7 protein-coding genes are annotated in these 4,501 nt (G+C 70.9%); 4 read left to right on the top strand and 3 right to left on the bottom strand.

All coding sequences use genetic code 11. The features are described from left to right. The coding region (locus CCN56_RS01205) for a SidA/IucD/PvdA family monooxygenase (RefSeq protein WP_086822333.1) at positions 1-915 on the top strand (915 nt) is incomplete at its 5' end. Positions 916-983: 68 nt separating this feature from the next. On the opposite strand, the gene CCN56_RS01200 is transcribed toward CCN56_RS01205, so the two are convergent. Both CCN56_RS01200 and CCN56_RS01195 read right to left on the bottom strand, forming a co-directional pair. Next, the gene (locus tag CCN56_RS01200) at positions 984-1,217 is read right to left on the bottom strand and encodes a chaplin (RefSeq protein WP_086822332.1); all 234 of its coding nucleotides are present in this window, start codon (positions 1,215-1,217) and stop codon (positions 984-986) included. 176 nt (positions 1,218-1,393) lie between these two features. Continuing rightward, the gene (locus tag CCN56_RS01195; RefSeq protein WP_306300577.1) at positions 1,394-1,804 is read right to left on the bottom strand and encodes a rodlin; all 411 of its coding nucleotides are present in this window, start codon (positions 1,802-1,804) and stop codon (positions 1,394-1,396) included. A 222-nt stretch (positions 1,805-2,026) separates the two neighbouring features. On the opposite strand from CCN56_RS01195, the gene CCN56_RS01190 reads away from it, so the two are divergent. After that, positions 2,027-2,437: a rodlin gene (locus tag CCN56_RS01190; protein WP_086822326.1), complete on the top strand. Its 411-nt coding sequence runs from the start codon at positions 2,027-2,029 to the stop codon at positions 2,435-2,437. A gap of 77 nt (positions 2,438-2,514) precedes the next feature. On the opposite strand, the gene CCN56_RS42855 is transcribed toward CCN56_RS01190, so the two are convergent. Then, the gene (locus CCN56_RS42855; protein WP_179199626.1) at positions 2,515-2,664 is read right to left on the bottom strand and encodes a hypothetical protein; all 150 of its coding nucleotides are present in this window, start codon (positions 2,662-2,664) and stop codon (positions 2,515-2,517) included. A 175-nt stretch (positions 2,665-2,839) separates the two neighbouring features. Between CCN56_RS42855 and CCN56_RS01185 the strand changes: the two genes are divergently transcribed. Together CCN56_RS01185 and CCN56_RS01180 are read left to right on the top strand one after the other, a co-directional pair. Next, positions 2,840-3,880 carry an LCP family protein gene (locus CCN56_RS01185; protein WP_086822323.1) on the top strand — a complete coding sequence of 347 codons (1,041 nt, stop codon included), beginning with the start codon at positions 2,840-2,842 and terminating at the stop codon, positions 3,878-3,880. Positions 3,881-3,974: 94 nt separating this feature from the next. Further along, positions 3,975-4,382, top strand: coding sequence for a rodlin (locus tag CCN56_RS01180; protein ID WP_086822321.1), 408 nt, complete (start codon positions 3,975-3,977; stop codon positions 4,380-4,382). The last annotated feature ends 119 nt before the right edge of the window (positions 4,383-4,501 follow it).

Raw genomic sequence — 4,501 nt, 5'->3', positions numbered from 1 at the left:
GCCCCCGGGGGCTTCGAAGTGCGCACGGAGGACGGCGAGACCCTGCGCACCCGGACGGTGGCGCTCGCCGTCGGCGTCCTGCCCTTCCTGGAGATCCCCGGGCCCCTGCGCGGCCTGCCCCGGCGGTACGTCACCCACTCCGGCCACCACGGCGAGCTCGACGGCTTCGCCGGCCGGGACGTCACCGTCGTCGGGGCCGGCCAGGCGGCCCTGGAGACCGCCGCGCTCCTCACCGAGCGGGGCGCCGGAACCGTACGGATCGTGGCCCGGGCCGGCCGGCTCCGCTGGAACACCCTGCCCCCCGCCCTCGACCGCGGGCTCTGGCCCTCGCTGCGCGCCCCGCACACGGGCCTCGGCTGCGGCTGGCGGAACAAGCTGTACGCGGACACCCCGGGGATCTTCCGGCGGTTACCGGCCGCCACCCGCGAGCGGATCTTCGACTCGGCGCTCGGCCCGGCCGGCGCCTGGTGGCTCCGCGAGCGGTTCACGGCGGTCGGCGACGTACGGCTCGGGGCGCGGATCACCACGGCGAGGGTGACCGGGGACGAGCGGCTCCGGCTGGATGTGGCCGGGCCCGACGGGACGACGGTCCTGGAGACCGACCACGTGATCGCGGCCACCGGCTTCACCCCGAGTCTGGACAGGGCCGGGGTCCTCTCCCCCGTGCTGCGCGGGGCGCTGCGCCGGGTCGGCGCCGGCGGCGCCCCGGAGGTCGGCGGCCTCTTCGAGTCCTCCTGGCCGGGCCTGTTCCTCGCGGGTCTGCTCACGGCCCCTTCGTACGGGCCGTCGATGCGGTTCGTCCTCGGCGCCGAGTACACGGCGGGGCGCCTGGTGAAGGGGGTCCGGCAACGGCTGCGGGCGGGCGCCGCGGTGGGCCTGCCGCGCACCGGGAGGAAGGCGCCGGTCACAGCATGACGGAGGGCCGGCCCCGGGAAGCGGATGCTCTCCGGGACCGGCCCTCCGCGCCTGCGGGCGCCGGGACTTCAGGCGTTGATGCAGGTGTTGCCGACGGCCGGGTTCAGCAGGCCGATGACGTTCACGCTGTTGCCACAGGCGTTGATCGGAATGTGGATCGGCACCTGCACGACGTTCCCGGAGAGGACGCCCGGCGAACCGATGGCCCAGCCCTCCGCTTCCGCGTCCGCGAAGGCGGGGGACGCCACGCCCATGGCCATGACGATTCCGGCGACGACGGCCGCGACCTTCTTACAGTTCATCTCGGCTGGATCCTTTCCTAGGCGGAATGCATTTCCGCTGCACACAACACAACGAACATCCCGCACAAAGGAAACCGGAATAACACCGACACCTTCTCTTTCACCCCATTGCCCGCACGGAACGGGGCCGGAAGGAACGCGCCCGCCCCTGCCGGCCCCGTCGTGCGCGAAACGGATCAGCCGTTGTTGATGCCGTTCCCGGAGAGGACCGGAATGTCCTCGACGAGGTGCGACAGCGGCTCGTCACCCTTGGCCTGGGTGGAGTTGTCGGCGCACTGCTGGTTCTGCGGGGACGACAGGACGTTGACGTCCTGGACGGCGACCGGAACGAGGATGCCGACGACCGAGCCGACGTTGCCCTTGACCGGGGCGCCGAGGCAGAGCTTGTTCAGCGAGCCCTGGACGGCCGAGAGCTGCGGGCTCATGTCGCCGTGGGTCTTGGAGTTGCCGAACTCCTGGTGCGAGTTGTTGCCCGACAGCGAGGTGGTGCCGCCGTCGTCGGCGATGGCGAGCGCCGGGGAAGCCGCCGCGGCGGAGGCGCCGACAACGGAGGCCGTCACAGCCGCAGCCGCCATAATCTTCTTGATCACGGTGATTCCGTTCCTGTTCCCACCAATCGACCTGATTGATGCGACCGGATCAACTCCGCCGGCGGGCTTTGGTTCCGGCACTTCACTCGTTCGACTGTGTCCTCGCTTCGCGCTGCCACGCGCGCTCCGCCAAGAGGGTGACCCAGCGGAACCCCCGCGTCCGAAGGCCTGTTGATCAGGTCGCTCCCTGCACGGAGCCGGTTCTAGAAGGGAACTCCCGTGATCAAGAAGGTTATGGCCACCGCGGCCGCAGCCGTCTCCATCGTCGGCGCCACCGCCGCCGTGGCCTCCCCCGCCCTCGCCATCGCCAACGACGGCGGCACCACGTCGCTCTCGGGCAACAACGCCCACCAGGAGTTCGGCAACTCCAAGACCTACGGCAACATGAGCCCGCAGATGGCGCTCGTCCAGGGCTCCCTGAACAAGCCCTGCATCGGCCTGCCGGCCAAGGTCAACGCCGGTTCGATCCTCGGCGTCGTCCCGATCGCCGTCCAGGACATCAACGTCCTGTCGTCCCCGCAGAACCAGCAGTGCACCGAGAACTCCACCCAGGCCAAGGGTGACGAGGCTCTGTCGCACATCCTGGACGACATCCCGGTCCTGTCGGGCAACGGCGTCGGCAACCACTGACGTTCCGCCTGAGCACGACGACGTTCACACGTCAGGGGCCGCCCTCCGGGGCGGCCCCTTTCGTCCGTCCCGGGCTGCTACCAGGTGGGCCAGACCGGCGTCGCCATCAGGCGCTCCCACTCCCGGTCGGGCATCCCCGGCACCGCCCGTCCCGCCTGCACCCACTGGGTGACCAGTGCGGAATAGAGGGGGACCGGATTGCTGTCCGCCGGGGGCGGGTCGCTCACATATCGGCTCTTCGGAATGAAGGCCATCCGTTCCCATTTTCCGGGATCCGGCGCCATTTTCGCTCCTTCCGCTGCGATTCCCGCATCATTACACAGGAGCCGCAGGAGAGTGATTCGTCCTGTTCACGTCGCGTCGCGTACCTGTGTGCGAGCGGGTCGAAATTACGGTGCGGACATGAAATTCCCGCGTCTACGGACCGCCCGGCGTCCACTGCTCGCCGCGGCGGCCTTCGCCGCCCTCGCCGCCCTCGCTCCCGGCGCCCTCGCCGTCGCCCCCACCGGTCTCCCGGCCCCCGAGAAGGGGCTGAACCTCCTGGTCGTCGGCCTCGACACCCGCAAGGGGCTCACCCCGGACGAGAAGAACCGTTTCCACCTGGGTGAGTACGAGTGCGGCTGCACGGACGTGATGATGCTCGTGCACGTCTCGGCGGCGAACGACCGGGTCGACGTCGTGAGCATGCCGCGCGACTCCCTCGCCTCCTTCCCCGAGGGGCACCGCGACCGCCGCACCGGGCAGGTGCACCCCGCCCACCCGGCGAAGATCAACAGCGCCTGGGCGGAGGGCGGCCCCTCGTTCGCGGTGGAGACCGTCGAGTCGATGACCGGGCTGCCCGTCCACCGCTATCTGGAGATCGACTTCCGGCGCTTCATGGACACCGTGGACCGCGTCGACGGCGGGGTCCCGATCTGTACGGCGCAGCCGCTCAAGGACCCGTCCACCGGCCTCGACCTCCAGCCCGGGACCAAGTGGGTCGCGGGCGGCGAGGCCCTCCAGTACGTGCGGTCCCGGAAGGCCGACGGGCAGATGGACTTCGGCCGCATCCAGAAGCAGCAGAAGTTCGTCGTGAACACCCTGCGCCGGCTCCACGACGGCATCCTCGACGACCCCGAGCAGCTGAGGGCCTTCGCGGCGAGCCTGCGCGGGACGGCGGCGGCCGAGCGGGGGATCTCCACGGCCGAGCTGCTGACGCTCGCCACCCGCCTGCGGGACCTGCCCCCGGAGCACATGGAGTTCGCGACCGTGCCCATCCGGGGCTTCAACCCCGACATCGAGGGCGTCGGGTCCACGCTCGCCTGGGACGGGGAAGGCGCCGCGGAGGTCTTCGGACGCCTGGCCGAGGACCAGCCGCTGCCGGACGCCGGGGCCGTCGCGCCGAGCGAGATCCCGGTGGGCACGTACCGCCCCGCGAAGGGGTCCTCGCTCATCTGCCCGTAGTCCGTCCGGTGGACTTCCCGGAACCTCCGACCCTCTGACCAGTTGATCAGCACGGCTCGGCACTCAGCGGGCCCGTATCCGAAAGGCCTGAACAATGAAGAAGCTCTTGGCGACGGCTGCTGTGGCCGCGTCCGTCCTCGGCGCGACGGCGGCGGGTGCCGGTCAGGCGCTCGCGATCGCCGACGACGGCGGCACCACGTCGCTCTCCGGCAACGGTGCCCACCAGGAGTTCGGCAACTCCGAGACCTACGGCGACATGAGCCCGCAGCTCGCGCTCGTCCAGGGCTCCCTGAACAAGCCCTGCATCGGCCTGCCGGCCAAGGTCAACGCCGGTTCGATCCTCGGCGTCGTCCCGATCTCGGTCCAGGACATCAACGTCCTGTCCTCCCCGCAGAACCAGCAGTGCACCGAGAACTCCACCCAGGCCAAGGGCGACGAGCCGCTGTCGCACATCCTGGACGACATCCCGGTCCTGTCGGGCAACGGCGCCGGCAACCACTGAGCGACCCCGTCCGGCCACGGCGCGGCCCCGCCGCCCCTCCTCGGAGGGGTCGCGGGGCCGTCCCCGTTCCGGGGCCGCTTCAGAGCTTCCGGCGCAGCTCGGCCGGGTCGGTGACCGGG

It is taken from the genome of Streptomyces sp. NRRL B-24572, assembly GCF_002156145.1.
Taxonomy (GTDB): Bacteria; Actinomycetota; Actinomycetes; order Streptomycetales; family Streptomycetaceae; genus Streptomyces; species Streptomyces vietnamensis.
Note: the sequence above shows the minus strand (reverse complement) of the source record. Positions and strands in the feature narration are given on the sequence as shown.

Coding starts and splice junctions, on each gene's coding strand:
- CCN56_RS01200 (WP_086822332.1), bottom strand. CDS start 1,217: ATGAACTGTAAGAAGGTCGCGGCCGTCGTCGCCGGAATCGTCATGGCC.
- CCN56_RS01180 (WP_086822321.1), top strand. CDS start 3,975: ATGAAGAAGCTCTTGGCGACGGCTGCTGTGGCCGCGTCCGTCCTCGGC.
- CCN56_RS01185 (WP_086822323.1), top strand. CDS start 2,840: ATGAAATTCCCGCGTCTACGGACCGCCCGGCGTCCACTGCTCGCCGCG.